The organism is Levilactobacillus yonginensis (assembly GCF_003946265.1).
GTDB lineage: Bacteria > Bacillota > Bacilli > Lactobacillales > Lactobacillaceae > Levilactobacillus > Levilactobacillus yonginensis.
This window is the reverse complement of the sequence record NZ_RHNO01000001.1, coordinates 171274-195042: the sequence shown is the minus strand read 5'-3', so window position 1 is coordinate 195042 and position 23769 is coordinate 171274. Positions and strand designations below refer to the sequence as shown.

General features: G+C 47.7%; 27 protein-coding genes. 10 read left to right on the top strand and 17 right to left on the bottom strand.

Translation table 11 applies throughout. The features are described 5' to 3' along the window. Nucleotides 1-3: 3 nt before the first annotated feature. From EKM87_RS00875 to EKM87_RS00860, 4 genes are all read left to right on the top strand, one after another. Nucleotides 4-426, top strand: a complete 423-nt coding sequence (locus EKM87_RS00875) for a MerR family transcriptional regulator (protein WP_125680868.1) — start codon at nucleotides 4-6, stop codon at nucleotides 424-426. Nucleotides 427-707: 281 nt separating this feature from the next. After that, nucleotides 708-1967 carry an MFS transporter gene (locus EKM87_RS00870; protein WP_125680866.1) on the top strand — a complete coding sequence of 420 codons (1260 nt, stop codon included), beginning with the start codon at nucleotides 708-710 and terminating at the stop codon, nucleotides 1965-1967. 165 nt (nucleotides 1968-2132) lie between these two features. After that, nucleotides 2133-2699, top strand: coding sequence for a TetR/AcrR family transcriptional regulator (locus tag EKM87_RS00865; protein ID WP_164506400.1), 567 nt, complete (start codon nucleotides 2133-2135; stop codon nucleotides 2697-2699). Nucleotides 2700-2775: 76 nt separating this feature from the next. Continuing rightward, nucleotides 2776-3468, top strand: coding sequence for a DUF4097 family beta strand repeat-containing protein (locus EKM87_RS00860; RefSeq protein WP_125680861.1), 693 nt, complete (start codon nucleotides 2776-2778; stop codon nucleotides 3466-3468). A 76-nt stretch (nucleotides 3469-3544) separates the two neighbouring features. Here the strand turns inward: EKM87_RS00860 and EKM87_RS00855 are convergent, their stop codons facing one another. The 6 genes from EKM87_RS00855 to EKM87_RS00830 all read right to left on the bottom strand — a co-directional run bounded on the left by EKM87_RS00855 (nucleotide 3545) and on the right by EKM87_RS00830 (nucleotide 8598). Further along, complete coding sequence (locus EKM87_RS00855) at nucleotides 3545-4732, bottom strand: NADH-dependent flavin oxidoreductase (RefSeq protein ID WP_125680859.1); 1188 nt, start codon at nucleotides 4730-4732, stop codon at nucleotides 3545-3547. Next, complete coding sequence (locus tag EKM87_RS00850; RefSeq protein WP_125680857.1) at nucleotides 4722-5027, bottom strand: hypothetical protein; 306 nt, start codon at nucleotides 5025-5027, stop codon at nucleotides 4722-4724. The genes EKM87_RS00855 and EKM87_RS00850 overlap by 11 nt, the downstream gene beginning before the upstream one ends. A gap of 74 nt (nucleotides 5028-5101) precedes the next feature. Next, complete coding sequence (locus tag EKM87_RS00845) at nucleotides 5102-5476, bottom strand: winged helix-turn-helix transcriptional regulator (RefSeq protein WP_125680855.1); 375 nt, start codon at nucleotides 5474-5476, stop codon at nucleotides 5102-5104. A 213-nt stretch (nucleotides 5477-5689) separates the two neighbouring features. Next, a complete protein-coding gene (locus EKM87_RS00840; protein WP_125680853.1) occupies nucleotides 5690-6667 on the bottom strand; it encodes a cation diffusion facilitator family transporter in 978 nt (325 codons plus the stop codon). A 98-nt stretch (nucleotides 6668-6765) separates the two neighbouring features. Beyond that, entirely contained in the window at nucleotides 6766-7743 is a 978-nt protein-coding gene (locus EKM87_RS00835; RefSeq protein ID WP_125680851.1) for a serine hydrolase, read from the bottom strand. An 87-nt stretch (nucleotides 7744-7830) separates the two neighbouring features. Next, on the bottom strand, nucleotides 7831-8598 hold the full coding sequence (locus tag EKM87_RS00830; protein ID WP_125680849.1) for a hypothetical protein: 768 nt from the start codon (nucleotides 8596-8598) through the stop codon (nucleotides 7831-7833). A 408-nt stretch (nucleotides 8599-9006) separates the two neighbouring features. Between EKM87_RS00830 and EKM87_RS00825 the strand changes: the two genes are divergently transcribed. Beyond that, nucleotides 9007-10179, top strand: a complete 1173-nt coding sequence (locus EKM87_RS00825) for an iron-containing alcohol dehydrogenase (RefSeq protein WP_125680847.1) — start codon at nucleotides 9007-9009, stop codon at nucleotides 10177-10179. 128 nt (nucleotides 10180-10307) lie between these two features. Here EKM87_RS00825 and EKM87_RS00820 read toward each other — a convergent pair whose 3' ends face one another. Both EKM87_RS00820 and EKM87_RS00815 read right to left on the bottom strand, forming a co-directional pair. Further along, nucleotides 10308-10940, bottom strand: a complete 633-nt coding sequence (locus EKM87_RS00820; protein ID WP_125680845.1) for a GyrI-like domain-containing protein — start codon at nucleotides 10938-10940, stop codon at nucleotides 10308-10310. An 18-nt stretch (nucleotides 10941-10958) separates the two neighbouring features. Continuing rightward, nucleotides 10959-11429 (bottom strand): effector binding domain-containing protein, encoded by a 471-nt coding sequence (locus tag EKM87_RS00815; protein ID WP_125680842.1) that lies wholly within the window; start codon nucleotides 11427-11429, stop codon nucleotides 10959-10961. 80 nt (nucleotides 11430-11509) lie between these two features. On the opposite strand from EKM87_RS00815, the gene EKM87_RS00810 reads away from it, so the two are divergent. Then, nucleotides 11510-12469 (top strand): helix-turn-helix transcriptional regulator, encoded by a 960-nt coding sequence (locus tag EKM87_RS00810; RefSeq protein ID WP_164506399.1) that lies wholly within the window; start codon nucleotides 11510-11512, stop codon nucleotides 12467-12469. 289 nt (nucleotides 12470-12758) lie between these two features. Here the strand turns inward: EKM87_RS00810 and EKM87_RS00805 are convergent, their stop codons facing one another. The 6 genes from EKM87_RS00805 to EKM87_RS00780 all read right to left on the bottom strand — a co-directional run bounded on the left by EKM87_RS00805 (nucleotide 12759) and on the right by EKM87_RS00780 (nucleotide 17572). Beyond that, nucleotides 12759-14141 carry a sugar porter family MFS transporter gene (locus tag EKM87_RS00805; RefSeq protein ID WP_125680838.1) on the bottom strand — a complete coding sequence of 461 codons (1383 nt, stop codon included), beginning with the start codon at nucleotides 14139-14141 and terminating at the stop codon, nucleotides 12759-12761. 265 nt (nucleotides 14142-14406) lie between these two features. Next, the gene (locus tag EKM87_RS00800; RefSeq protein WP_125681004.1) at nucleotides 14407-15078 is read right to left on the bottom strand and encodes an ABC transporter ATP-binding protein; all 672 of its coding nucleotides are present in this window, start codon (nucleotides 15076-15078) and stop codon (nucleotides 14407-14409) included. A gap of 5 nt (nucleotides 15079-15083) precedes the next feature. After that, nucleotides 15084-16145, bottom strand: a complete 1062-nt coding sequence (locus EKM87_RS00795; RefSeq protein ID WP_125680836.1) for an ABC transporter permease — start codon at nucleotides 16143-16145, stop codon at nucleotides 15084-15086. Between the two features lie 11 nt (nucleotides 16146-16156). Continuing rightward, on the bottom strand, nucleotides 16157-16666 hold the full coding sequence (locus EKM87_RS00790; protein WP_125680834.1) for a TetR/AcrR family transcriptional regulator: 510 nt from the start codon (nucleotides 16664-16666) through the stop codon (nucleotides 16157-16159). Between the two features lie 144 nt (nucleotides 16667-16810). Further along, nucleotides 16811-16978, bottom strand: a complete 168-nt coding sequence (locus EKM87_RS00785) for a hypothetical protein (RefSeq protein WP_225428366.1) — start codon at nucleotides 16976-16978, stop codon at nucleotides 16811-16813. 135 nt (nucleotides 16979-17113) lie between these two features. Then, nucleotides 17114-17572: a zinc ribbon domain-containing protein gene (locus EKM87_RS00780; protein ID WP_225428365.1), complete on the bottom strand. Its 459-nt coding sequence runs from the start codon at nucleotides 17570-17572 to the stop codon at nucleotides 17114-17116. 48 nt (nucleotides 17573-17620) lie between these two features. Between EKM87_RS00780 and EKM87_RS00775 the strand changes: the two genes are divergently transcribed. Together EKM87_RS00775 and EKM87_RS12485 are read left to right on the top strand one after the other, a co-directional pair. After that, nucleotides 17621-18631 (top strand): CAP domain-containing protein, encoded by a 1011-nt coding sequence (locus EKM87_RS00775; RefSeq protein WP_125680832.1) that lies wholly within the window; start codon nucleotides 17621-17623, stop codon nucleotides 18629-18631. 111 nt (nucleotides 18632-18742) lie between these two features. Then, entirely contained in the window at nucleotides 18743-18883 is a 141-nt protein-coding gene (locus tag EKM87_RS12485) for a hypothetical protein (protein ID WP_225428364.1), read from the top strand. A 77-nt stretch (nucleotides 18884-18960) separates the two neighbouring features. Here EKM87_RS12485 and EKM87_RS12595 read toward each other — a convergent pair whose 3' ends face one another. Then, on the bottom strand, nucleotides 18961-20385 hold the full coding sequence (locus EKM87_RS12595) for a tyrosine-protein phosphatase (protein WP_125680830.1): 1425 nt from the start codon (nucleotides 20383-20385) through the stop codon (nucleotides 18961-18963). 477 nt (nucleotides 20386-20862) lie between these two features. Here EKM87_RS12595 and EKM87_RS00765 point away from each other — a divergent pair, with 477 nt between their 5' ends. Next, nucleotides 20863-21123, top strand: coding sequence for a DUF1097 family protein (locus EKM87_RS00765; protein WP_225428363.1), 261 nt, complete (start codon nucleotides 20863-20865; stop codon nucleotides 21121-21123). A 145-nt stretch (nucleotides 21124-21268) separates the two neighbouring features. On the opposite strand, the gene EKM87_RS00760 is transcribed toward EKM87_RS00765, so the two are convergent. After that, nucleotides 21269-22453, bottom strand: coding sequence for an MFS transporter (locus EKM87_RS00760; protein ID WP_125680828.1), 1185 nt, complete (start codon nucleotides 22451-22453; stop codon nucleotides 21269-21271). A gap of 279 nt (nucleotides 22454-22732) precedes the next feature. On the opposite strand from EKM87_RS00760, the gene EKM87_RS00755 reads away from it, so the two are divergent. Continuing rightward, nucleotides 22733-23197, top strand: a complete 465-nt coding sequence (locus EKM87_RS00755; protein WP_125680825.1) for a hypothetical protein — start codon at nucleotides 22733-22735, stop codon at nucleotides 23195-23197. A gap of 39 nt (nucleotides 23198-23236) precedes the next feature. Here EKM87_RS00755 and thiW read toward each other — a convergent pair whose 3' ends face one another. After that, nucleotides 23237-23746, bottom strand: a complete 510-nt coding sequence (thiW, locus tag EKM87_RS00750; protein WP_125680824.1) for an energy coupling factor transporter S component ThiW — start codon at nucleotides 23744-23746, stop codon at nucleotides 23237-23239. Nucleotides 23747-23769: the final 23 nt, after the last annotated feature.

Sequence of the window (23769 nt, the reverse complement as noted above, 5' to 3'; positions counted from 1 at the left end):
CCGATGTCTTACACCATCCACGAAGTTGCCCAAAAGATGGGAATTTCTACTTATAGTATCCGTTATTACCACGACCATGGCATGTTACCCTACGTACAGCGTGATGAAAACAACAACCGGGTCTTCAATGACGTTGACCTTGAATGGCTGAACATCATTGTTTGCTTCCGCAAGACCGGGATGCCGGTGGAACGCATCCAACATTACCTGGACCTTGTCCAGGAGGGTGAATGCACCGTTGCCGAACGCTACGAAATGGTCAAGGCCCAGCAAGAACGCACCTTAGCTGAAATTGACGAACTCAAGAAACATCTGGAAACCATCAACTACAAAGTTGATCACTACGCCGCTATCGTTAAGAATCATGAATCAGATTTCTTTGTCCCCTCTAATATTCGGGATCAAAAATTAAATCAATCTTCCTAGTTTCACCGATTCCCACTAACATCAACCAACCAGAATCAACCCCAACGAAAGTCACCAATAACCTCGCCGTTACTGGTGGCTTTTTTGGTGCCCACCTGGCTAGTAATACCGCCGACTCCCAACCTATAACTGGTCTATTCAACCACCTCAGCAGCCTGCAACTAACCATTACAATGAGAAAATTTTTCACGATTCGTTCTTCTTGCACCCCCTTTACCAATTTGTTAATATAATAAGCCTGTGTGGGTATTAAGCATATTTTTTATAAAGGAGGCCTGACCTTGGAGACTCCACTGTTGCCGCATTGGCGGCGCAATATTTATTTGTTTTTAACCAGTCAGTTCTTGTCCGGTATTACTAGCATGGTCGTCCAGTACGCCATTATCTGGTATCTCACCAAGCAAACAGGTTCAGCGACTGTCCTCAGCCTGGCCACACTGCTTGGTATGTTGCCAATGGCCTTACTCAGTCCGTTCGTCGGCCCCTTCGTCGACCGCCTCAATAAGAAGGGCCTGTTGATCGTCCCGGATATTATTGCCGCAATCTTTGCCATTATTTTATCAGTAGTCGGCACGCTTCAGGATACCTTCCCGCTCTGGCTAATTTTCATTTCCTTACTCGTGCGGGCCATTGCTCAGACCTTTCAAATGCCAACGATTCAGTCGATCCTACCTACTATGGTGCCACCTGAGGAATTGACGAAGATCAACGGTCAGCTAGGAATGGTTCAATCCGCCAACATGATTATCGCACCAGCGTTGGGCGCCTTTCTCTTTGCCATCGTCCCCATTAACTTTTTGATTCTGCTCGACGTTGTGGGTGCGGTCATTGGAATTACCCTGTTACTGTTTGTCAGCATTCCCGAACATCCGGTAATTGATGAACCCGTTCACCTCCTGACCGACGCAAAATTTGGTCTGGATAAGCTCAGAAATACGCCTGGGTTGTGGGCGTTCACGCTGATTGGCGCCGCCTTCACCTTGATGTTTATGCCTGCCGCCAGTCTGTATCCACTAATGACCATGGGCTACTTCCACGGTACAGTGGGCCAAGCTGGTTTGATCGAGGTCGTTTACTCCGTCGGCATGTTAGCCGGTGGGACGATCATCGGTATATTCGGTAATTGGCGCAATCGCATGAAACCCATTCTCTGGTCAATGTTGGCCATGGGCCTGACGTTTGGGGCCAGTGGGTTTCTGCCAGGTACCCAACGCGGTTTTATTTTGTTCGTGATTCTTAACGCCCTAGCTGGTATGGCCACACCGTTCTTTAGCACCCTCATGATGGCCATGATTCAGCAAAGCTTTCTGCCCGAACATCTGGGCCGTGTCCTAGGCGTGATGAATTCGATCACCAGTATTGCTGGACCCCTGGGCCTCATCTTTGCGGGGCCCTTGGCCGACGTTATCGGTGTTGAAAAATTGTTCATCATTGGGGGTATGGGTTCCCTGATCTGTGGCCTCACGATGCTACTAATGCCAACGGTTCGGCGCTATGACGCCCAGCTGCAGGCCACTCAACTAACCGACTCGACCCGCTAATTAAGTGGCAACTCATTCGGATTTTAAGAAGGGGTTGGGACAGAGGTCTCAAGCCCTTTTTGTCTGCCAAACACGCCACTCTGACCCGCAACAATCAACGAATGAATTGACAAAATGAATGGATTGAGATAATATTCATTCGGAAAGAAAAGGAGGTCTCTAGTGGTGGAACCAAAACAGCAACGCTTATTCACTGCAGCTCATGACCTGTTTAGCTCACAAGGTTTTAAACATACCAGTATCGCCGATATTGCCCAGCTTGCTAACGTCGCGGTTGGTACCTTTTATAACTTTTACGACTCCAAGGCCGATATTTTTGTTCAGGTTTATAACCATGAGAATGAACAAATCAAAGCTGAAATTATGAATCGGCTCGATCTGGACGCCCAACCAGCCGACTTGGTCCACACCGTCGTACAACAGATTTTCCAATTATCCGATGGCAATCAAATTCTCCAAGAGTGGTTTAACAACGCTAAACTCAACGCCCTGATTGCGCAGACCAATCAGAATGCCGTTGAAGAAAGCCTGGTTTATGCCACCTTGATGCGGTTGATTGATCGATGGCTAGAACGTGGATTAATTAAGAATGGTCTCACCAAAGACCGAATCATCAGTCTGTTTAACGCTTTGACCGTCGTTGACTTTCATCAGAGTGAAATTCAAACAGATGACTACTATCAACTACTAAATGATTTAATCGATGGTATCCTTTCAGTTATTTTAAAATAACCCCCAAAGGTTATTTTTTTAAATCAAAAAATGAATGAATTTCTTTTATATTCATTCAAAAAAGGAGAAACCGTTCATGAAAAAAGGATTCCTCAGAATCTTCGTTATGCTCGCCATTCTCGTCATTGCCTTAACTGGCACCGTCATCTGGGCCACGACTCATCACCAAAGAATTGACGTCACTTCCCTGACCATCACACCACTCAAGACCCAACAACACCAACTAACAAATCGGCCACAGAGCATAAATATTGCGGTCCGCACAGCGAGGGTCATCATCAAACATGGACGGGTCAATCGACTAACCTTGGCCAACGTTGCGCCACAACAATTTGCCGTGACCACCAAAGATAACCACCTGACACTGCTTCAAAAATCTGCCAGTGACCACCACATTGAATTGGGCAAGACAGCCGTCATCACCCTCACCGTCGCTGAACCTGCGGTGTTTACCAGCATGACCATCCACCAACTCAACGGCACCCTGCAGATCAATAATCTGACCACTCAGCGACTAGCCATCGACCACGTGAATGGTACGACCAACGCTGACCACCTCACCGTCACTGCGGGTGGTCATCTCCACAAACAAAACGGAACCACCACGTTGACCCATTTCAAGACGGCCGGTCTTAAGGTCAGTGTTAAGACTGGTCAATTTAACTTAAACGGACGTAAACGGGCTGGCAATAACCAACAGGCCAGTCTGCCCGGTGCCCACCCACTGACGATTTCGAGTGGCTCTGGTCAGGTTCGGATAACGGACTGACCAACAGAAAAAGCGTCTAGGAATTCTCATCCTAGACGCCCATGTTACCTGATTTTTAGCAATAATTTGTCGGAACTTACAGCTTCTTTTCGAACCCTTCCATAGGGGCTGCTTGATTCTGGTAATCCTCAACCGTAGCGGGATCATCCGTAAAGTGCATGACCGAATAAAAGGCGCCCTTTAGGTAATCCTGCATGGCACGTGGAATCTTAAGCGCCGTCATTTCACTCGGTGCTAACTGGTAACGAATGCTGGCTTCGTCGCCGGCCGCAACCTTCTCTACCCACTCCGGTTCACGAATCATTTCACGACCCATGGCAACTAAATCAGTACCCATAGCTAAAACGGCATCCGCATCGGCCGGCGTTTCAACCGAACCCACACCAATCAGTGGTTTACGACCAGCCAATTGCTGAACGACCTTGGTCAGAATTGGGTCGTGATCCGTCTTATCGTTCAAGGACGTCCGGTGGGCCGACCCCATCGACACGTGAACGTAGTCGACAGCCGTTTCCGCTAACATGTCTACAAAGGCCAAGCTGTCAGCCAAACGAATCCCTGGTGTTTCAATTTCTTCTGGAGAGAAACGGTACCCCAGCAAAAATGGTCGGTCAGCATTTTCTGTAATGGCAGCATGGGCACTAGCAATAACCGCCTTAGCAAAGCCCATTCGTGCCTCACGGTCACCGCCCCACTTGTCCGTTCGCTGGTTAGAATTGGGAGAAAAGAACTGTTGTAGCAAGTAAGTGTTCGCCCCGTGAAGCTCCACACCATCAAACCCAGCGGCAATGGCCCGACGAGTTGCCGCGCCAAAAGCAACAATGATTTCATCAATTTCATCGGCGGTCAGTGCCCGGGGTTCCTGAGAATCGGCAGGGTAGGCCGCTGCAATAGCACTGGCACTAACGGGCTGCTCGCCCCGTAGAATACTGTCGTTTGACTTCCGACCAGCATGGAATATCTGAAGGATTGCTTTGGTACCATTACGTTTCATAGCGTGGGCTAACTCGCTCAATCCAGCAATATCACCATCATCAGCAATTGATAGCTCTCCTTCAAAACCTTTACCACTGGCAATTACGTTGGCCACTTCACCGATAATCAGACCCAGACCACCGGAACGGGCACCATAAAAAGCAATTTCATCGTTAGTTACCCGACCGTTGTAAAAACTAGACATCGTGGTCGTGGGTGACATGACCACGCGGTTCTTTAAGGTTAAACCATTGGCGAACGTGTACGGTTGCATAAAGTTATACGTCATTTGAATTTTCTCCCTTCACTTCTGAACATTTTTGAATAGCACTCAGGACGGGCCGCAACGTCTCACCGGCAGCGGTCAACGTCCAACGGCGTTGTTTCATGTGAAACATCACGAGTTGGTGGCGTTGAAGTCGGCCCAACGCGCTCAAACACTGCCATTTCTGTTGCCACGGAACTGTTTGCCACAACGCCAATGACGTCCGCGGTCCCGCTGCAAGTACCAGCAACAGGTGCCATTGGGTGGCCTGCGTCACCGTAGCCTGCATCGTGTTAAGCCCTTTTATGGTCGATTTCATTAGCCACCTCCTCAACAGAATTCAGCATAACCGTTACCCAACCAAAAAAAAAGAAGGCACTTAAAAGTGCCTCCTCAAGAATTTTGTAAAAGTTGGGTGAAGCCTTCATGGTCGTGAGTGACTTCCATGTCGGGAACCTGATTTGCCCGCTGCTCGCCCCATAATGACATCTGTACCAGAATTTCTCCCAGTGAATGTCCCAGCTCGGTCAAGGCATACGTCACTTTAAACGGCGCCCGGTCACCAGAAACCTGACGAGTAATAATACCATCCTGCTCCAGCTCCCGCAACTGTTGGGTCAAGACCTTCTGTGAAATGGCCGGTAGCTTCAGGCGAAGATCACAAGTCCGTTGGGGCTGATTGCCTAGGTGGCAGAGCAATTGGGGTTTCCACTTACCACTGATCACGCCTAACGTTGCTTCAACCCCATTGTTATACGACTTCTTCACGAGAAGACCTCCTTGTCTTTTTATCCATTTTAATCGATACCCGCCAGTTTGGGTAGTAGGCACTTTTTAGTAACCATCAATTCGATAGACTTCTGACTGACTGGATTTAGTTACTAGTTGTGATATCAGGTTCAAATTATTAATAATAGATTAATAATTAAAAAAGGAAATCCAGACAATCATCTGAATTCCCTTTTTTCGTTCAATATCTGCTTAATTGCTAGGAATCGCCATCACATCAGTATCGACAATCCCAAATTGGCGGCGCATCCGTGCCTCAATTTCTTCACCCAACTGATAACTGTCCCGGACCTCCATGTGAGGGTCTACGACAATCACCAAATCCAACGTAACCACGTTCCCGTTGTAATGGGCCTTGAGTTCCGCAACCTCCTGAACCGCTTCAAATTCATTCACGGCTTGACGAAACTTATCTTCCACTTCTGGATCAAAGTAGTCTGCTAAATTCAAACTGCTTTCCCGAAAGATCCGTACGCCAGCCATCAGAATGTAGATACCAACCAAAATGCTGGCCACGCCATCAAGCCAGCTAACCTTAAACCATAAGGCGCCGCCAATGGCTAACATCGTTCCTAAACTGGTGACCGCATCACTTAAACTATCCTGGGCAGCCGCAGTCAATGCAGCGTTTTGTAATTTCCGACCAGCCCGCTTGTTCAGCCACCAGACCCCGACCATAATTACGGTCGCAATCCCGGCACCCACTAGTGTAATGGCCTTCGGTACTTCCTGAGTTGCAGGAATCATCAACCCCCGAACCCCACCATAGATAACACTGGCTGCAATCGCAATCATGACGATTCCAGTAATCATCGTGAAGACCGTTTCGTAGTGAAAACGAGTCAGTTGTAAACGTTGGCTACCGTTACCATCTTCCTCAGGTAGCGGCTGGCCCATCAAATCATCGTCGTGAATATCCCGGGCAATGTAGATACCGACCAACAGGAGGACGGTCGAAATAAGCCCAGACAAATTATTTAGGGCATCCGCGCGCAAAGTCTGTGAATGACCAACAATGGCCAAGTAAAACTCAATCACCGAGATCAATACGTAAGCCACGACGTTTAAATACAAGTGGCGTTGGGCCCCATGAAGCTTCTGTAATTCTTGTTGCTGGCGTTCAGCCCACACCGCCTGTTCAGCCTGACGGTGGGCATCAATGTCTTTCATCTGTACCCCTTCTTACCCCATTAAAATTCAGTCCGCAACTCTTATTATAACGAGTTCTTTAACTAATCGTGCCACCATCCTCAAATTACCTAAGTCCCTTACTTAAAGACAGCCGCATCGACCTGTTTGCCCAACTGGTTCATGGCCGCAACCTGTTCGGCCAACGTGCCACCCTGTGACAGAGCCACAACGACAACGGCCTGTTTGCCCTTCGCAAAGATTGCGGCATCGTTTTCGACCCCGTAAGTATCAAACTCACCAGTCTTGTTATAGACTTGTCGATCACTCGGAATCAACTTGGGCAGTTTGTTGTGGTTGGTGTTGGCCGCCATCAATTTCAACATCGCCGTATCGGCCGACTTTGAAATCAACTGGTGTTGCCACAACTTAACTAATAATTGACCCAAGTCAAGGGCAGAGGTCATGTTATCCTTACCTGCCGCCAACGACTTTTGATCCATCATCTTCCGTTGGAGGACTGTCTGCGTGGCCCCTAGGCGCTTAATCTCGCGATTAACGGCGTCAAAGCCGCCAACCTCACGAATCACCACGTTGGTGGCCGTATTGTCGCTCACCGTCATCATATACTTCAAGAGCTCTTGGTTCGTCAACGTGGTTCCGGCGGCCATCCCCTGTAAGCTCCCAGTTCCTCCGACCTTGTCGCTATCCTTTAACGTGTAAGTGGCAGTTAAATTAAACTTACCCGCCTGAACCTGTTGATACACGGTAGCCAAGATAAACAGTTTAATGTCGCTCGCTGCCTTCTGTGACTTAACGTGCCACTGGTAGGCATCGTGCCCAATCTGTTGAACGTAGACAGCATTCTGCCCCTTTAAGTGGCCCATGGTCTGCGCCACGATTGGTTTGAACGGCGATGACTGTTTTGCTTTAACTGGTGTCGCCTGATGTTTGCTGGCGGAACTAGCCGCCCGTTTACTGGATGACTTAGACTTCGTGCTTGGTCGGGTCGCCCGGTCCGCCGACTCCTTGCCGCTGTTGGTCGTCTTTTTCTGACAACCACTTACCAGGGCCACGACGGCCAACATGCTCAGACCCATTAATACCCATTTTTTCATAAGGGACTCCCTTCGATTTGATTAAAAAAACACGGGCAAGTCCCCAGTTATCAGAGAATCCCCCGTGCCTCGTTTAATTATTAATCTTTAATAGTGAACCCAAACTTCGTTGACCAGGTCGCCATCGTAGCTCTTGCCATCGGTCAGCACGGAATCGCCGTCGTATGACATGTAGCCATAGTAAGTTTCGTGTTCGCCGTTACTCCAAACGACATCAACTTCAACGTTAGCATTAATACTCTTGGTATCGTTCGTATCTGACGTGACATCGTAGGACAATACGCCAGTCTCACCAGAACTCTTGACGGTAGCTGAACCGTGGAAGGCGGAACCATCGTTGTTGTTCTGAACCACAGTACCATCAGAATTAATGGTCAAACTAGATTGTTGCCGGTCGCCATCATCATCGTTGTAGAAGTAGTAGTCCCCCGTGAACTTCCCGTAGCTATCAAAACTATTGTTAGTCGTTGGCGTGGTATTGGACGTCGTCGACCCACCGCCGTTCGTGGTAGTGGTCTTACTACCGGACTGACTCTTCTTCAACAAGAACTTATCGTTACTCTTTTGTAGGTTGAAGAATTCCGTCTTCAGCGTGCCAAAACCCTTCTTGTTCAAGTCGGCCAAATCGATGGTGCTCAACTTCTGGTTGGACTTCTTGTATTTACCATCCGCGTTTAATTCTTGTGCTTCCTTCAAGATGGACTCGTCCTTCGCCGTCTTGGCATTGGATGAGTTGCTTGAACTTGCTTGATCAGCATTTTTGGCTTGGTCGTTCACACCGGATGAACACCCGGCCAAACCACCAATGGCTAACAGTGCCACAATTGCAACGAGCCAGTGTTTTCTCACTTTCATGTTATCTTACCTCCGCATAAAACTTTTCTATGTATAAATGATGTCTCGATAAGTTAATTTTAAGCTATCTAGTCAATAACTACAATGGCTAACGCAAAATATAAATCATATGATTAATATTTTTCTTTTCATTGAATGCCGGCCCAAAAGGTGCGGATTTAATCGCTAAACTGCGCCTGTTCGTGAAATCCATCATAATTTTCATAATCAGGGTGGTTAACTTGAAATCGAACGACTTAATTTTAGCTGTTAACTGAAAGCCTTTAATAGCAAGGCTGCCGATGTTTTGTAAATAAATTAACAATCTTTTTGGCAAACCGGTTGTCAACTGTAAGTATTTCGGTTATAATTACCTTGTGAAATTGATATTAATGATTTTCAAAACTTCTGAAAGAAGGCATTTGCTTTATGGCTGAACGTAGTTATGATTTCCTGATGCCCAGTGTCAACTTTTTTGGCCCTGGCGTTATTAACAAGATTGGTGATCGTGCAAAGACTCTTGGCATGAAGAAGCCCGTCATCGTTACTGATAAGTTCCTTGAAGGACTTGAAGGCGGTGCCGTTCAACAAACGTTGGCCTCATTGAAGGCTGCCGGTGTTGACTACGTTGTTTACAACAACGTTGAACCAAACCCTAAGATCCGTAACATTAAAGAAGTTAAAAAACTTTATGAAAAATCCGGTGCGGACTCCATCATTACTGTTGGTGGGGGCTCTGCCCATGATACTGGTAAAGGTGCCGGGATCATCTTGACTAACGGTGACGACATCACCAAGTTAGCTGGGATTGAAACGCTCGACAAGGCTTTGCCACCATTGATTGCTGTGAACACGACTGCCGGGACCGGTTCAGAACTGACCCGTCACGCCGTTATCACGAACGAAGAAACCCACTTGAAGTTCGTTGTTGTTTCATGGCGGAACATTCCATTGGTTTCCTTCAACGACCCAACCTTGATGTTGGACGTTCCTAAGGGCTTAACTGCCGCTACTGGGATGGACGCCTTTGTTCAATCCATCGAACCATACGTTTCTGTGGACCACAACCCAATCACCGACTCACAATGTATCGAAGCCATCAAGTTAATTGAAACTTCCTTACGTGAAGCCGTTGCTAACGGTCACAACCTGGATGCCCGGACTAAGATGGTCGAAGCTGAAATGTTAGCCGGGATGGCCTTCAACAACGCCAACTTAGGTTACGTTCATGCCATGGCTCACCAACTCGGTGGCCAATACGACGCCCCTCATGGTGTCTGCTGTGCCCTGCTTCTGCCATACGTAGAAGAATACAACATCATCGCTTGCCCAGAACGCTTTGCCGAATTGGCTAAGATCATGGGTGAAAACACGGACGGTTTATCAACCCGTGACGCTGCCGAATTGGCTATCAAGGCCATGAAGCAAATGTCACAAGACGTTGGTATTCCTAAGTCCATCAAGGAAATCGGTGCTAAGCCTGAAGACTTCGAACTGATGGCCGAAAACGCTTTGAAAGACGGTAACGCCTTCTCTAACCCTCGTAAGGGGACGAAGGAAGACATTGTCAAGATCTTCCAAGCTGCTTACGACGCTGAATAATTCTTGATAACCTAGATAGCTTTAGCAGTCAACCACTGCGCACAGCTATCCTAGTTGAAACGATTGGTATTACTGAAAAAGCCACCCGGTTGGGTGGCTTTTTTGTGTCATCGTTGCCTAACTAAGCACTACTTCGTGACCTGTTCGATTCGATATCGCAACACTGTTTTCGCTTTTTCCGGTGCCGTCCGCCGTGGATCGGTGAGATAGATTTCTCGGTGCCAGTAGTTGCCCATCGTAGGAATAACGCGATAGTTTCGTTCCTTTAAAACCGCCTGTAACTTCGCAAAGGTTGCGGGTTCATCATCAAACGCCCCGTGATGAATGGTTTGTAGGACTAACCCTTCCGCGTACGTTTCCCACTTCACCTGCGACAACCAAGGATTGTCTTTCTTCTGTTGAACCCGAGCGAGCGCCTGCGCAAAATCATCCGCAGTCAGGCGGTCGGGTTGGCGCAGCATAATTTTATACGTCAACGCTGCCTTGTTGAGAGTGGTTCCCCGTGAACCATCATTGGTGGACCACACACCCTCTAACGGATAGACGGTATACTCGTAAGGCTCGCCCAACTCGCCGCGTTTCAGTGCCATCCGTAAGTCATACGCAACGGGATAGAGTGCCGCCACGTGCTCACCGAAGGCTGGTTGATTCGGATCTCCCGTCCCGGTAATCATAATGAAATTCAGCTTGGGTAACGTCAATATTTGCGGTTCTTTCGGCAGATACCAGGCTTTTTCAGCCTTTCGCCATTCGTGTTTCATCGGCTCAGACCTCCTGACCTATTTTTCGACCAAAGGAACCAGCATTTCACCGTGAACACCATTGGCGTCCGTCCCCGTCACGTAAGACGTGTTAGGCCCACCTACGTAGGCGTAATCATCCAGCTGTGGCAGAATTTCACCAAAGACTGGGCCTTCCAGGGAATTGTAAAGACCCATTTGATCCGCAGCCGTACCGGTGATCACCAGGTATTTCCCGGCTGGAAATTCAATCAATCGTTGGCCAGTAGCCGCCTGCGTATCAGCAGCAACCTGCCGACCGGCGTAGTAATGAAATTCGCCATTAATGGCTTCATTGACAGCGAATGGATAGTCGTTGATCCCCGTCAGTTGGTCCAGCGCGTGATCGGCGTTGATCTTTTGCCAGAAGTCCTGCTTCTGTTGACCCATTTCTGAGAACCCGCCCGTCAAGACTTTGTCTAACCCTAAAACAGTGAATGCTGGTTTCGTTTCAATCGTGTAATTTGCCATATTGTCGTGGCCTCCTTAAGATGATAGACTCAGTATACGAATTAATAGTTTCAAAAACTGACACTATTAGGAGAAAATTCATGAATAAAACGGCTCGGGTCAATACAATGATGCGTTATATCAATAATCGCCAGTTCTTTACGATTCGTGAACTGATGACCCACTTTCACGTCTCACGCAGTACGGTCATCCGCGACCTAAATAATATCCAGGAACTTGGCATGCCACTGACGGCAAATGTCGGCCGCGATGGCGGATACGCCGTCATGCAGAACCAACTACTTCCGGCCGTCCAATTTAACAGTGAGGAACTCAAGGCTCTGTTCGTGAGCTTTCTGGCGACCCTGAACACCCAGTTGCCCTACCTGCAGAACCGTAACACGCTGACCGAAAAGCTCGTGGCAATTGCCTCCCAGACTCAGCAGGATGACCTCCTGACACTACAAGAACTGCTGGTCTTCAGTCACACTAACCCCGCCAATACCAAACTGACCGAGCTCACCGACTTTGCGCCAGCCATGCTCAAGACCTTGCTTAACGCGTGTCTTACCAACCGACAATTGCAGTTCCAGCTGGTAGATACCACTTGTACGGTTTGGATCCGACACGTCTACAATCGCCAGGATGCCTGGTACGTCGACGCCTGGGACCTGACTACGCAACACTTTCGAGAAATCGCCGTGACAGCCATTCGGGAAATTACACCGGTCACCCAGGCTCAGGCGCTGGAACCACAGGTAATTACAGTTGCCATCAAAGCCGCGCGACCTAAACCGAACGTCACATTATTTCTACGCGCCACAGCCATTCAACAGTTTCGGCAACACCCCCATCCCACGGCAGTACTCCAGTTTTTGGACCCCTTTCAACAGACGGCCAAGCTCGAATGTACCGTGGATGTTACCCAGCCACAGCAGCTGAATGCCTTCGCCCGGTGGTGTCTCTATCTGGGGAACGAAGCCCAGCTAACACTGGCACCAGCTGTCGTTAAACAAGCCCTGCGTCAGGAACTCACCACACAACTAGCTCAGTTGGCTTAGCGGCTAATCATCCAGTCAAAATACGTGAAAAATTTTGTTGCCGTACTGGGTTTACTCTCAGTATCGACTAATTTTAGATACTGATATTCCAGATTTTTATGTCGCCTACAGACAAAAATAAGGGTCCAGGACAAAAGTCCTGGACCCTTATTTTATCTCGCTGAAACGTGAGACAGCAGGCAGCTAGCTCCGCTTAACCCCGACCGTCAAATAATCCAAAACCAGGATTTTTCGACGGTCGACGTTAATGCTCACTAGCTAAGCGCCTGCTGTCTCACTCTTCAATAATTTATTTATCTGACATTTCAGCTTGCTTGTCGTTGTGACGTAATTCCATTTCGATTTCTTCCAGTGACTTGCCCCGCGTTTCGGGAACTAAGTAGTGAACGAAGAACATGGAAAGAACCGCAAAGACGGCAAAGACTGCGAATGGGCCCCCAACATTGTTGTGGAAGTAAGCCAGCATAACCAGGAAGAATTGCGAAACTAAGAAGTTCCCAATCCAGTTGGCAGCGGACCCAATGGAGGAACCGATTCCCCGTACACTCAATGGGAAAATTTCACCAATGGTAACCCAGGCAATTGGGCCCCAAGAAATGGCGAACCCGAAGATGTAAACAGCAATCAAAATCATGGTTGGTACGGCTGCAGTTTGAACATCCATAGTAAAGTTCATCACTGCAAGCACACCCAGTGAAACGGCCATGACGATCGACCCAAACATCAGGAAGGTCTTCCGATTGAATTTATCCATAATAAACGTTGCTAAGACGGTCACGACAAAGTTCACGATCCCAATCCCAACCGAGATCCAGATGGCACTGCCTTCAGGAAAGCCGAACCCCTTGATAAACACTTGTGGTAAGAAGTAAATCACGGAGTTAATCCCAACTAATTGTTGGAGCAACATAATACCGATGGCAACAACAACGGCCGGTCGAGCAACCGTGAAAAGTTCCTTCAAGCCACCCTTAGGTTGATTGGCAACAACTTGGATATCAGCCAATTCCTTCTTAGGATCGTCATTACTATTTTTACGTAACATTTTTAAAACACTTAAAGCTTCATCATTTTTACCCTGTTCAGCCAAGAACCGTGGTGATTCAGGTAATAACAGACCACCGATCAACAGCAGTGCGGCTGGAATCAAAGCTGATCCCAACATCCACCGCCAGTCACGGACACCCAGCAGGTTATGGTGCAAGAAACCCAGGTTAGACACGTACGCCAGCAGAATCCCTAAGGTGATCATCAGTTGGAATAACGTTCCCAATGAACCCCGACGTTCTGCAGGAGCCAATTCGGCCAAGTAAGCTGGTGTTAAAGCTGAGGCAGACCCAACGGCCAAGCCCAAAATAATCCGGGCAATGACCATGGACCAGAATCCAACGGCGACCATGGACAGTGATGACCCCAGCAAGAACATGATGGCTGCCAGAATCAACAAACGCTTCCGACCATACCGGTCAGCTAATGGTCCAACCCCTAAAGCCCCGACTGAAGATCCAATCAGGACGGACGAGGTAATAAATCCCGTCTGGGCAATGTTTAGACTAAAGTTGTGCTCGATTAATGGTGAAGCCCCCGAAATAATCCCGGTATCAAACCCGAATAGCAGGCCACCTAACGCTCCGAATGTGAATATGAAAAAAGTACTTAAATGTCGATTCATGTTAATCGTCCTCACCCTTCATAAATAATCAGCAAATACACTATAGCGCTTACACGTTTCCTTGTAAACGCTTTCTTTCGTGACGTACTGAGCATTCTTGACAGCTGATTTCGGTTATTCCAAACAATCAGTCTATACCAATTCAAGAGTGTGAAAACATGAAAAAGGGCCGCCCCCACAGGCAGCCCTTTTTCAGAAAACTAGACCAATTATCCCAAGTTTTTCACGAAAACTAGCACGATTGATTAAAAATTTTTTTATTTTTTTAGGATAAAGTCATACGACCATCCATAATCTTATACGTTTTATCCGCAAACTCCTGTAACCGTAAGTCGTGAGTCACCACGACGATGGCCTTATGATGTTGCTTGGCCAGGTCGTGTAATAAGCTACCCACGACTTTGACCCGGTCGCTATCTAGTGCGGCCGTTGGTTCGTCGGCCAAGATAATCTCCGGATTCTGGTACAGTGCCCGTGCAATCGCAACTCGCTGAGTTTGACCACCAGAGAGTTCCCCAGGATACTGTTGGGTTAATTCTGCAATCCCCAACTGTTCCAACAGGGTTGCGAGTTCCGTGGTCGACAGGTTACCCTGTTTTTTAACCCGGTCGACCAGCGTAAATTGATCTGCAACGGTCAGGTATGGCACCAAATTGTAGGCTTGGAGAATAAAGCCAATCTGATTTAGACGAAAGGCATCCCGTGCCTTCCCCGACAAGGCCAGTAACGACCGGTCTTCAACCAATACCTCCCCCGACGTTGGCGTCTGAATCCCACCAGCAATCGTCAAAAAAGTACTCTTACCGGAACCCGACGGCCCAATCACCAAGCTAACTTCGCCAGCAACGGCCTCAAAGTTAACGCCAGTCAGGACTTGAACCTCGTTAGTCCCGTGACCAAAGGTTTTATTCACATTTTTCAAAGCTAAAGTTGGCATCATTCCTAACCTCCAATCACGCTGACGGGGTCAACGCGCAAAATAATTCGGACCGGAATCAACGCGCCAATTACCCCGGTCAACAGGATACCACCCGTCACTCCCACCAACAGTGGCACGTTAAAGGCTAATGGTACCCCGAACGGCAAGACGGATACGGTCAAAGCAGTTAACCCGGCCCCAATCAGCAAGCCACCCACGACTAGCAGTAAAGCCTGCGTAATCGTCGTTGTGACCAGCACCTTCGCTGGAATCCCCTGTGCCCGCAACACCGCGTAGTTCGGCAGTTTCTGCATAGTTAAGATGTAGAGGAAGACGGCAATCACCACCATGGCAATGATCATGAGAAAACCGATCATGAAGCTAAACGTCATATTTTGAGCCGAATAACCGGGTAACTTATTGATGAACTGGCTGAGACTCAGTGTCCGCAAACTACTTTCGGCCCCCTTAAAGGTTGACCGGTCAGAAACGATTCCCCCGGCTTGGTAAGTGGGCGTCACATGGCTCAAAGACCGCCAAGTCGGCAGCGTCCCGTATACGACGGGGGCCACACTGAGCTTAGCATTGTGGGTAAAGCCGACAATTTGATACTTTCCGGTAAGTGAATTCAAAGTCACCTTGTCACCCAACCGATAACCATTATCCTTAAAGCTATCATCCACTAAAATCTGATGGTTAGTGGTCGGCTTATGTCCGGCAATCGTCGTTAGTCTATGGTAGATAAACTGATTTTTCTGAATACCCAGGAACTGAGCCGATAATTTGGCCTGCCCCTTGGCCTTGGCCACCACCCCCGCTTGACCGACGTAGGCTTCATGCTTGGTCAAGCTTAACTTATCGGTCGTCTGCTTCGTGATCAATGACTGCGATAGGCTATCGTTGGCATCACTATTGAGCGCAATCTTGCTCGCATCCCAGGTATCTAGCGCTTGCGTATTTTGCTGGGCGAGGCCGTAAGCCAGACCACTCAACACAAATACCAGATACGTGACCAGAACGATCATACCAACGATTAAGCCATACCGCAGCTTTTCGTGGCGAATTTCTCTTAGGGCTAAAAACACGGGCGTTCCTCCTACTCTCCTAAACGTTGTAATGCTTGTCGAAATCGGTCCAACGCGGTATCTCGGTTCGCCGGAACCAGCATGATTTCCTTAATCGTCGCGTGACTCAGCGTCATTGCCGCCCAATCCACCACTGGCAAGTCGGCGGGAATCGGCGCCTCCGGCAAGAGACTTTCGTTTTCCCCATAGTGCCGTTTAATCAGCTGATCGTACTGACCGCCACTGAAGTGATCCACAAACGCCGTGACTGCTTGATAGTACGATTCTTCTGAAAATTGGGTTGTGCCTTGCGAACTGAAATCGCGATGAATTTCCTGCATGGCTTGTCGATACAATGTTTGATAGGCATCCGTCAAATCATCAAAGTATTTGTAGAAGGCCCCGCGGGCGATCCCCGCAGTCTTCACAATTCTGGCAACCTGCGCGTCTGCTAGGCTATGATTAGAAAATTCCGTGAGCAAAGCCGCCATGATGCGTTTTTGCTTGTCTGATGCTAAATTTTTAAATGTCGATGAAGGCACTGTTAAAACTCCTTTCGGGATAAGTGACACCGTGTCACTGCTAAGGATAATATCACGGAAGTGACACCGTGTCAACTTGGAACGCAAAAAAATCGTCTGACATTAACTACCAGACGATTCCCTACCTCTTCAAGTTAAAATAGCTTATTCCGTTACTAATTTCTCGGGTTCGCCAATGACAAAATGACTGAGTACTGCTAACACCAAGAAGACTACGGCAACGCCACAGACACCATTCCAGCCTGCGTGACTCCAAGCCCAGGTTGCCGCCAACGTGCCAATCGAACCACCCAAAAAGTAACTGAACGTCAATTACCCCTGAATGAATTCAGAGGCTTGTCGCTCACGTGTCTGACGACACAGTAGTCCAACGTACCCGTTAGGTACTCCTACTCGTAGTGGCAACATCATCGGGGAATTGACGGCTACCCGTTTAACTATCAGGATCTACCCAATAGCTGTTAACTTCTTAATCTCAGGATACTTGACGCCACTCAACCAATCTTGGCCAAGCATCACAATATTCATTGCTCCCAATCTGTCATCGTTACAACGATACTGGCATTGGGCACACCAACATTCGTGAGTATCGTGATGCCGATTGGTTTTCTCAACCAGTCCGCACTTGGGACAGCATTGTGAGGTGAAGGCCGGATTGACTTTCACAACAGCACTTTGAATAGCTTGAGCCTTATATGTTAAGAACGATCCTAGCTGGAAAAAGGACCAGGAGCGATGGCTGTTTCGTAGGGACTTAGGCAGGTCATCGGTGTTAAACGTCACATTGGTTAGGTCTTCCAAAACAACAAGCGTATGCGAACCATATACCGCAACGAGTGTCTTAGCTAACCAATGATTCACATGAAAAATCTTACGCGCAAGTTGCTCAATGACATATTGTGTCATGCCGCTCGTGTATGATTAAGGCTATACATACAGAAAGGGAGTCACATCATGAAAAAAACAACCACCCTTATGCTTGGCCTCTTGGCCGTCACGTTTGGTGGCGCATTAGGTATCCAACCGGCTGCGGCGAAAACCAAGGCTAAAGAACCGACCGAAAAGAAGGCCTTTACCACCCAGGAACGGGCAACCATCAAAGGTTATCGGCAACAGCTGAAAGGCATCTCTAACAGCACCAAGGGGATGTACGCGCAAAAACCATCATTGAAGAAGTCATTTAAACCGGGCAAGCTGAGCCAAAAGTACATCAACGCTACGGTCAAATCCGTTAACTTTTACCGGCAAATGTATGGCCTGAATACAATTAAAGCTAATCCCCAGTGGAATGAGGATGCGCAGTATGGTGCTGCCACGATGGCCGCTGCGGATGAAGGGCTGGCACATGAATTGACGGGTATCAAGCGGCCCGGATACGTTTCAAAGACGGCTTGGAATCGGGGCGTCGATGCCACGGGTTATAGCAATATTGGTGAGGGCGTGGTTAAGCCCTATGACAACGTTTTGAATTATCTGGTAGATTCAGGACAGTCTGACTACGTTCCCGGTCACCGCGAATGGTTGCTAGGCAACACGATTGAAATTGGTGTCGGTCAAGCCGGTATTTACAATGATCTCAAGGTATTTGAGGGCGGCGCCAAATGCCGGGCCTTTGATCCTAAAGATGGGTTAGCTAAGGAAGTTGCTTATCCTAAAGCTGGTGTTTTCCCAATCAATGCCGTTGAGGGCGGTGTCTGGTCGCTTTCATACAGCATTGGGACGGGAGAAAAGGCCAGCAAGCCAGTCGTCAAGGTCACTGATAATACGACGCATAAGAAGATTAAGGTGACCCATGTGACCAACTACAATGATGCGACCGGCTATGGCTGGTTCAAGACCAGTATTTCCTACCAGCCAGCACTGAGCAAGGTGAAAGTCAACCACGCTTATACGGTTAAAGTTAGTGGGTTAAGTAATCATGCGGATGTTAAATATCAGACAAAATTGTTTAAGCTGAGTAAGTAGATTATTAAATTTTAGGCGAATTTTATAATCAAGTTAGCCACTTAGAATTTAGGACAAAATAAATACACCAAGACGTAAATCTCAGGTATCATTGGAGTTCTCACACAAACAATGAAAGAAGTCTTCGTCTTGATGCAAGAACAGCTTACCATGAATCGTCCCAAGGGCCACCACCTAACTTTAAAAGAGCGTGGAAACATTTCCTTAATCTACATGGCAACTACACCGAAAATGAAAGTTACGGCGCAATGATTTTTAAACGTTAGAATTCAGTGTTTCAACGCATAAAGGACCGGGCACTTGCCCGGTCCTTTGCTTTATCTATTAACCTATTTATGCACTTTAACCACGTGCGCCTTCAGAATCCAAGCTGTATGACCTTGGTGATCTTTCACTTGGTAGTAAGCGTACTTCTTACCTGAGATTTTTACATGTTCAATCTTAGTTAGCTGCCATTTCTTAGCAGAGTGCTTAGGGGTGTGACCCTTACCAAAGACCTTGGCTAACAGGGCATCCTTAAACCATTTTTTGTTTGCCTTCAACTTGTACGTAAACTTCGTATGCAACTTCTTGGTTGAAAGAATTTTGACCTTCTTGCCCTTTACAGGCTTGTCAGCTGCGCCACCATGAATAGGCTTGGCTGGCGTTGGCTTAACTGGCGTTGCCGTTTCTGGCTTCTTATCTGGCTTAGCTGGCGTCACTGGCGCTGTTGGTGCTGGAGTAGGAGCCGGTGTTGGCTTAACCGCTGTCTTATCCACGTATGGCGTATTCTTGCCATCAGTTGAGATCAGATACTTCGCCTTCAGTTGTTCCTGTTGGGCTGGTGTGAAGCCCAGAACGTCGTTGATGTATTTTTGAAGAGAGCCGTAGTTTTGTTCAATTTCACGGAAGTATTCCGAGATCCATTCGATCTTCACAGTCCGTCCCGTGTACTGTGAAAGCATGAAGTCGTTGACCATTGTTTGCTTGTCCATCCCAAAGATCGACATCAGCAGAACGGTCGCAATCCCAGTTCGGTCTTTCCCTGAAGTACAGTGGTATAGGAATGCGCCGCCTTCATTCTTCAATACCATGTTCAAGAATTGACGGTAACCCATAACCGCTGGGTAGCCAAATTCTAAACGTTGGACGTAGAAGGCACCGTCGCCTTGACCATCAGCGTAGGCGTGCGCGCCCAGCACTGATAAATTGGTGTTGGGGGCACCAGGAATAACCTTATCCGTCCCCTTCCCTGAAGCTTGACCAGGTGTTCTGAAATCAACAACTTGCTTGACCCGGTACTTGTCCGTAAACAACTTAATATCGTCTGCGTCCAAGTTGTTCAATGCATCTGAACGTAACAAACTGTTTGGCTTAATTTGCCACTTACCATCGGCCGTTTGATAGCCACCAATGTCACGCGTATTTTTAGTTTTATGGAAAGTAATCAGATGTTGCTTAAGATCAGCTTCCTTAGATTGATCGGATAACAAGTATTTCCCCAATGATTCAGTTGGAATGGGGTTTATTGGTTGTGGCTTAGGCTTAGCTGGCGTGGTAACCGGTGGGGTCACTGGCTTACCAGTATCAGTCCCCGTAGCTGGCTTGTCTTTGTCACCAGGCTTGGCAGTTTCTCCTGGCTTAGGGGTTGTTTGTTCCGTTGGTTGGCCAGCAGTATTGGCATCAGCAGCGGCAACAACACTTGGAACGCCCGCTCCCATTAATGATAGTGTGACCCCGGCTAGGCTAAGGGTCTTGACAATTGAGCTTTGCATTATATTTCTCCCTGCTTATAGTTATTATTAGTGTTCAGCGCTTATCACAAGAACTGATATTAGCAAGGGATTGTGTTGTATTTGCAAACGTTCTGTACACAATTGGTAAAGACCATTACGATAAATTTTATGTAACCGGCGACAAAAATTGCTGTCACTAGCTTTGGCTCTACATTCAAATCACCCAATTCTTGCAAAAAAATTGATGGTAAACAGCGTACATCCTCCAAAAATGACTAATTTTCGAGCATTTTAATCATTTGCTATAACGTTTTACCTAAAGTCCTTGCGCCCATCAACTGAATCCTTTAAACTGTTGATTACAATTGCCGTGTAAGCGCTTAATTAGCAAAGGGGATTCCGTATAAAAATTAGTAGAAAAGTCTGGTTGGATTCAATTGGGGTGGGATTGTTCACCCTCGTTTATAGCGTCGTCATGGGTAGCTTTTCCCTCTGGATGGCCTCCTGACGTTCATCGTGTTATTCCTACAAGGGACGATTACGAAGTTCACGATTGTTCCCTCTTGGCTGATTGCTTGGGGAACGACCATGTTGATTATTACCAACGTTCCCGTCCATCACTGGGCCCTGTTCGTGGGGCAACTCTATGGTTCCATGTTGCTGGGGATTTTCCTGATTGGTTATGCATCTGATTACTTTAATCAGGTTATGGAACGACTGCTACCAACAAAGGATAAGTCCGCAGAAACCCCTACGGATTCAGCTGAAGAAGACTGACCCTTCTCCACTGATTATCGACTAGCCAGATGCCAGGAATCAATTAAATACGTTATAATCTACTTTGAAAATTACCGTTACCTGTCCAAAAGTCATTCAAATAAAGCAGCGGGCAATTTGCCTTACCTTTGCAAGTTGAAATTGCTTAATCCGTTGCTAATTTCTCAGGCTCGCCAATGGCAAAATGGCTGAGTACCGCTAACACCAAGAAGACTACGGCAACACCACAGACACCATTCCAGCCCGCGTGACTCCAAGCCCAGGTTGCTGCCAACGTGCCAATCGAACCACCCAAAAAGTAACTGAACATGAAGACTGAATTATTCCGACTACTCTCTTTACGATTCAAGGACTGTACAATTGCCTGGCAAGAAACCTGGCTAAACTGCGTTCCCAAATCGAGCAACACAATGCCAACGATTAATCCCAGTAACCAGTGACCAACCAGCCAAAAAATACCGAAAGCCACGCCAGAAAAAATCATTCCCAGACCCACAGTCAACCGGGGTGAACGTTGATCAACCAACGTTCCAATCATGGGCGCGGCAATCACTCCCGCGACCCCGAGTAGGCCTAGCAAACCGGCAACGTTACTCCCCAAATGATACTGAGCTGCTAAGTAAAACGCCAACGTTGACCAGAGTACGTTGGACATGCCAAAGAGACAGAAACCATTAATAGCCGCCCCGCGTAATGCCTTTTGGGTCGCAAATAGCTTAGGCAACATCCGAATCACTGGCCAGTACCGCAGATCTTGGTGACCGCGGGCATCGTGTGGCAGCTGATAGTGAATAATGGCCAGAAATACCAAATCGATTGCCGCCGCCACTAAGTAAATGTTTTTCCAAGGCATGACACTGCCTAGGAGCCCGCTAAACGAACGTGACAATAGGATTCCCGTCAAGAGTCCACTCAAGACGATTCCCAACACCTTGCCCCGTTGTAGGGACGGTGCCAGGTAACCCGCGTACGGAATGATAATCTGTGGCGCGACCGATGTTATTCCCACCAAAGCGGTGGCAATCGCAAAAATACCCGCATTCGGTGACCAAAAGGCCAGGAGTAAGGAAAGAATCGAAAGCACCATCATGAACTGAATCAAGTGGTACCGGTTGAAAATATCCCCCAACGGAACGATGAGTAACAAACCAAACGCATACCCCAATTGGGTCACCATGGCCAGCATCCCCACCACGGCCTTAGACAGATTAAAATCCGCCGCAATCAGGTTTTCAATGGGTTGAATAAAGTTTAAATTGGCAACGATGACCCCAGTCACCACTGCCATTAGTAAAATTGTCTTACGTGACAACGTTGCTTGTTTTTTCACAGGAAAAACCTCCTGATGAAAGTTTAAAACTTTTTTCAGGGATTGAAAACCAGTAAACCTCGATTAAATAGCTTGGGACAAAAAAGCTCAAAACTCTTTGTGTTTGAAATGTATATAACCGAAACGTGCGACAAAAAGCAGTCAACTCCATTTAACCCCGATAGGCAAACAATCTAGGACCAGGATTATTCGTCTATCGACGTTAATGCTCATTGACTAACCGCCTTTTGTCTCACGCTCGAACATTTGCTATACTTGTTCCCATCGGAGGGGATTTATATGAATAAATTTGTAGCAAGTGTCGCTGTCTCGGCAGGTCTGCTTGGCTGTCTTGGTTGGGGAACCACGACTGCACAAGCCAAGTCAAAATGGACGACGGGGGTGCCTAAAGCGCTCAAGGGCTCATGGACGCAGCACCGGTCCCACCACAACGGCCACGACACTGAGGTTTCAACCAATGCCATGATTTTAACCAAGAAGTGGCTGTTCGTGATGACTGACTTTGGTGGGCACGATTACGGGGGCAATCACCTGGTCTATCGCCAGAGCCACGGCGTTTATCGGCTACGCGCGTATGACACGCTAGAAAAGTCCTGGTCTTATACCAAAGTCAGCCGTGATGGTAAGAAACTCACCTTACAGAAATACGGAAAACGCAAGTCAGGCCAGCATTTCAAGCACATTTCTAGCAAAGTTACACACTTGAAATACGATGCCCGTGCCAGCCACGCTTTATTAAAATAAGATATAGAAATCACTTAGACGCCGTTTCTTAGCGTCTTTTTATTTACCCCGTAACTTCGTTAATTGCGGTGCAATCACGGTTGACCACATACTCTTCAAGAGAACGTAACCCACTAAGGCCCCCACCATTGCGCTCATGAAGAAGCTTGGCAGAAACAGCCAGACTGCCCCAGTCGTTCCCATTAACCACGCGGCTACTGGGTAAGCCACTAAGGCGCCCAAAATCCCAGAACCCACCATCTCACCAAATAATCCCGCTACCAGCTTACCCGTCAGCCGAAATAGCCAGCCACTGAGGAAGGCCCCAATCATACTTCCTGGGAAGGCCAGAACCGTTCCCGTACCCATGAGATTACGAATCAACGAGGTGAGAAAGGCTTGAGCGACAGCCCACCACGGTCCCAATAACACACCTGATACCAGATTGATCAAATGTTGCATGGGTGCCACCTTGGCAACCCCGATTGAAAATGAGAATAAACTACCGCCAATCACGCCTAATGCTACTAACATGGCCGTTAATGTCATGGGATAAACTTTCTTAGACATCTAACTCACTCCCCAGTATTTTT

What these genes read in the sequence shown, in the direction of transcription:
- EKM87_RS00840 (WP_125680853.1), bottom strand. Translation starts at nt 6,667, where the DNA reads ATGAAAGACATTGATGCCCACCGTCAGGCTGAACAGGCGGTGTGGGCT.
- EKM87_RS00815 (WP_125680842.1), bottom strand. Translation starts at nt 11,429, where the DNA reads ATGGCAAATTACACGATTGAAACGAAACCAGCATTCACTGTTTTAGGG.
- EKM87_RS00860 (WP_125680861.1), top strand. Translation starts at nt 2,776, where the DNA reads ATGAAAAAAGGATTCCTCAGAATCTTCGTTATGCTCGCCATTCTCGTC.
- EKM87_RS00850 (WP_125680857.1), bottom strand. Translation starts at nt 5,027, where the DNA reads ATGAAATCGACCATAAAAGGGCTTAACACGATGCAGGCTACGGTGACG.
- thiW (WP_125680824.1), bottom strand. Translation starts at nt 23,746, where the DNA reads ATGTCTAAGAAAGTTTATCCCATGACATTAACGGCCATGTTAGTAGCA.
- EKM87_RS00820 (WP_125680845.1), bottom strand. Translation starts at nt 10,940, where the DNA reads ATGAAACACGAATGGCGAAAGGCTGAAAAAGCCTGGTATCTGCCGAAA.
- EKM87_RS12485 (WP_225428364.1), top strand. Translation starts at nt 18,743, where the DNA reads ATGAAAGAAGTCTTCGTCTTGATGCAAGAACAGCTTACCATGAATCGT.
- EKM87_RS00855 (WP_125680859.1), bottom strand. Translation starts at nt 4,732, where the DNA reads ATGACGTATAACTTTATGCAACCGTACACGTTCGCCAATGGTTTAACC.
- EKM87_RS00825 (WP_125680847.1), top strand. Translation starts at nt 9,007, where the DNA reads ATGGCTGAACGTAGTTATGATTTCCTGATGCCCAGTGTCAACTTTTTT.
- EKM87_RS00800 (WP_125681004.1), bottom strand. Translation starts at nt 15,078, where the DNA reads ATGCCAACTTTAGCTTTGAAAAATGTGAATAAAACCTTTGGTCACGGG.
- EKM87_RS00805 (WP_125680838.1), bottom strand. Translation starts at nt 14,141, where the DNA reads ATGAATCGACATTTAAGTACTTTTTTCATATTCACATTCGGAGCGTTA.
- EKM87_RS00780 (WP_225428365.1), bottom strand. Translation starts at nt 17,572, where the DNA reads ATGACACAATATGTCATTGAGCAACTTGCGCGTAAGATTTTTCATGTG.
- EKM87_RS00875 (WP_125680868.1), top strand. Translation starts at nt 4, where the DNA reads ATGTCTTACACCATCCACGAAGTTGCCCAAAAGATGGGAATTTCTACT.
- EKM87_RS00835 (WP_125680851.1), bottom strand. Translation starts at nt 7,743, where the DNA reads ATGAAAAAATGGGTATTAATGGGTCTGAGCATGTTGGCCGTCGTGGCC.
- EKM87_RS00810 (WP_164506399.1), top strand. Translation starts at nt 11,510, where the DNA reads ATGAATAAAACGGCTCGGGTCAATACAATGATGCGTTATATCAATAAT.
- EKM87_RS00775 (WP_125680832.1), top strand. Translation starts at nt 17,621, where the DNA reads ATGAAAAAAACAACCACCCTTATGCTTGGCCTCTTGGCCGTCACGTTT.
- EKM87_RS12595 (WP_125680830.1), bottom strand. Translation starts at nt 20,385, where the DNA reads ATGCAAAGCTCAATTGTCAAGACCCTTAGCCTAGCCGGGGTCACACTA.
- EKM87_RS00755 (WP_125680825.1), top strand. Translation starts at nt 22,733, where the DNA reads ATGAATAAATTTGTAGCAAGTGTCGCTGTCTCGGCAGGTCTGCTTGGC.
- EKM87_RS00830 (WP_125680849.1), bottom strand. Translation starts at nt 8,598, where the DNA reads ATGAAAGTGAGAAAACACTGGCTCGTTGCAATTGTGGCACTGTTAGCC.